This window comes from Kitasatospora sp. NPDC097691, assembly GCF_040302665.1.
In the GTDB taxonomy this organism is placed as follows: Bacteria; Actinomycetota; Actinomycetes; order Streptomycetales; family Streptomycetaceae; genus Kitasatospora.
The window spans coordinates 1-3233 of sequence record NZ_JBEORY010000121.1 but is presented as its reverse complement, the minus strand read 5'-3'; the positions used below and the strand labels follow the sequence as shown (position 1 = coordinate 3233).

2 protein-coding genes are annotated in these 3233 nt (G+C 69.1%); both read left to right on the top strand.

From position 1 onward, the window contains the following. Window positions 1-409: 409 nt before the first annotated feature. Window positions 410-2131 carry a serine/threonine-protein kinase gene (locus ABTY56_RS38520; protein ID WP_350634354.1) on the top strand — a complete coding sequence of 574 codons (1722 nt, stop codon included), beginning with the start codon at window positions 410-412 and terminating at the stop codon, window positions 2129-2131. A 132-nt stretch (window positions 2132-2263) separates the two neighbouring features. Then, on the top strand, window positions 2264-3233 hold a 970-nt coding region (locus ABTY56_RS38515), incomplete at its 3' end, for an ISAs1 family transposase (RefSeq protein ID WP_350634355.1).

The following is a 3233-nucleotide window of genomic DNA, read 5'->3' as shown; positions in this document are numbered from 1 at the left end:
CAGGGCAGCGTCGTTCGAGCGATCTGTCCGGTTTGATCACGTGAAGCCGACCATGGCGAGCGGGTGGCGAAGGAGCGGGCGTGGTGGCTGAGCTCAGCGGCGATGTGAATCTAGGGGTGGTATGTCCGGATATGGGCAGCTCATATAGGCCCGCGGGATCAGGCTGCGGCGGCCGGTCTTGCATGACCGGCCGCCTGGCCTTGTTGCCAAGGAGGGACGGATGCGAGCATCAGAGCCGTCTGTTCATCGGCACGAAGGCCCGGTCTGCTGTTTCCTACGCACGATGGAGATAGTGCAGCGGTGTCCTGAGCCGTGACGGCCGGTGCGATTTCGGTGACCTGTGGTCGCGCAGTATGTGGCTGAGGAATGGCCTGCGGTCCGCGCGGCCGGGCAGCATGGGGGAAGGCGTATGTCGAGGGCGGTGTTCGGGTTTCCGGTGCTGCGGCCGGGAGATCCAGGGAGTCTTGGGGACTTCCGGCTGGTGGCACGGCTGGGTGAGGGCGGGATGGGGCAGGTGTTCCTCGCGTTCTCTCCGGGCGGGCAGCCGGCGGCGGTGAAGGTGATCCGTGGAGAGTTCGCCGGTGACGCGGAGTTCGGCCGTAGGTTTGCCCGGGAGGTGGCCGCGGCGCAGAGGGTACGCGGCGCGCACCTGGCACCGCTGCTGGACGCCGATCCGGAAGGCGAGCGGCCGTGGCTGGCCACCGGCTATGTGGCCGGCCCCTCCTTGCGGGACCTCGTCACCGCCGGCGGGCCGCTGCCGGCCGGAGAGGTGATGCTGCTGGCCTGGGGCATCGCCCACGCCCTGGCCGACATCCACGCGGCGGACGTGGTGCACCGCGACCTCAAGCCCGGCAACATCATGCTGGACGAGAGCGGACCGAAGGTCATCGACTTCGGCATCGTCAAATCCCTCACCCAGTCCGTCACCTACCGCAGCAGCTCCACCCGGATCGGCACCCCGCTGTACATGTCGCCCGAACAGGCCCTCGGCCGCCCGGTCGGTCCGCCCTCCGACATGTTCGCCCTGGGCTCCACCCTCCACTTCCTGGCCACCGGCCGCGAGGCGTTCGCCGCCGACAACGAATGGGCCGTCGCCCACCGCATCGTCGCCGACCAGCCCGACCTCACCCACCTCGCACCGCCGCTGCACCGGCTGATCGCCGCCTGCCTGGACAAGGACCCTCAGCAGCGTCCGACACCCGAGCAGGTGCGAGCCCTGTGCGAGGCCGAACTCGGCGACGCACTCGGCCCGGGCGCCTGGATGGGCGTCACCGGCGCCCGTGACGCGATCCGGCAACGCACCCACGCCCTGCACACCCTTGTTGTGGGCGAAGCGAGGGCCATCGGGGATGTGGCGCCGGAAGCGCACCCCCGCACCGCAATCGACGCCGGCGGGAAGAACCACCCTCCGGCACACCTCCCCGCGTCGCCGGACGATGGTGCGGGCGCGCCGAAGGCAGCGCCGGCCGGCTCGGACCGCGGGCCCGCCCCCGCCCCCACGAAGAGCGTCGTGACCAAGAGCCAGCAGGACGTGGAGAAGTCGGGTGAGTGGCGGCCACTGATCGCAATGGCCATCTGCGGAGTCCTGGTTGGAGTCTTTGGGTTCTGGGCTCTGGAGACGAACCGTCCACAGGAATTCTGGGTCGCCCTCGTCATCGGGGTGCTCTTCGCCTTCATGGGCCTGGGTGCAGGTATCGCCTGGTACTCCGAGCGCCGTCCCGGCCCGGACGTGATCACAGTCGACTCGCATGGGCTCACGGTCCAGCGTCAGCCGTACTGGCGGCTGCGGAAGGTGATCCCCTTCACGATTCCCTGGGACATCGTCTCCGAGATCGCCGTCATCGGAGGCACCGAGCGAACGAAGAAGGGTGCACTAATCCGTGACAAGCGCGGCCGTCTGAAGGAGGTCAAGCCGGAGACCGAACTGCGCGTGCTGTTCCTCGACGGCCACGAGCCCTCTCCGTCGTGGCTCAAGAACCATCGCGCCGCCGGCCGCGAAGACGGCTGGTGGCGGATCTACGGCCCCTCTATGAAGGACCGCGCTGCGGTCCATGCCTGCGACCTGCGAGACGGGCTCGCCCACTTCGCGGGCAGCCGCTACAACGACCCGAACCGGGCTCCTAACCTGTGAACCGCCCAAGGGACGCGGTCTAGGGCGGCGTTGCTTAGACGGTGTGTCTGGTTGATGCTAGTTCAGCTGGCTGGTGCAACTGGCGTGTTCGCGGATGGGACGAGCGGAGGAAGAAACGGTCTGCGGGTGATCATGAGGTATCGAATCCCCGGCCACCGCAAACGGAAGACCGTGCCTGCCCGCTCATCATCGCCCATCCCGGCCGGCCTGAGCCAACTCGTCACCGCGCCACCGCCCGCTCCCGACGAGCACCCTGGCCTGCTGGAACGCCTGGCCGAGGTGCCCGATCCGCGGCGGTCCTCCGGTCGCCGTCATCCTCTGGCCTTCCTCCTGGCATTGACCGCGTGCGCTGTGCTTGCGGGCGCGAAGTCTCTGGCAGCGATCGCCGAGTGGGTTGCCGACGCGCCACCGGCCGTGCTCACCGCGCTCGGCGGACCGGTGCGTGAACCGACCGGGCCGGTCGCCCCGACCGAGGCCACCCTGCGCCGTCTCCTGCAACGCATCGACGGCGACGCCCTCGACGCCGCGATCAGCAGCTGGCTTGGTGACCGCGACCACGAACCGTCACGACCCGGCCGACCCTCGGACCAGCGTCACCGCCGCGCGCTGGCCGTCGACGGCAAGACCGTCCGCGGCGCCCGCCGCCTGGATGGCACCCAGGTCCACCTCCTCGCCGCCATGACCGCAAGCGGCCAGGTCATCGCCCAGCGCGAGGTCGGCTCGAAAACCAACGAGATCACCGTCTTCAAGCCCCTCCTCGCACCCCTCGACCTCGTCGGTGTTGTGGTCACCTTCGACGCGCTGCACTCGCAGACCGAGCACGCCCGCTTCCTGGTCGAGGACAAGCAGGCCCACTACATCGCCGTGATCAAGGGCAACCACCCCACCCTCCAGCAGCAGCTGAAGCAGCTGCCCTGGCGAGAAGTCCCGCTTCAGGGCAGAACCCGCACAATCGCGCACGGTCGCGACGAGATCCGCCGGATCAAGACCTGCACCATCGCGCGCGGTATCGACTTCCCGCACGCCGTACAGGCTGTCCAGATCGTGCGCCGCCGCCGGATCCTCTCCACAGGCACGGTTACCCTCGAACGCGTCTACGGCG

Bases quoted from the DNA above. Each gene is read 5' to 3' on its own strand.
- ABTY56_RS38520 (WP_350634354.1), top strand. From the start codon at position 410: ATGTCGAGGGCGGTGTTCGGGTTTCCGGTGCTGCGGCCGGGAGATCCA.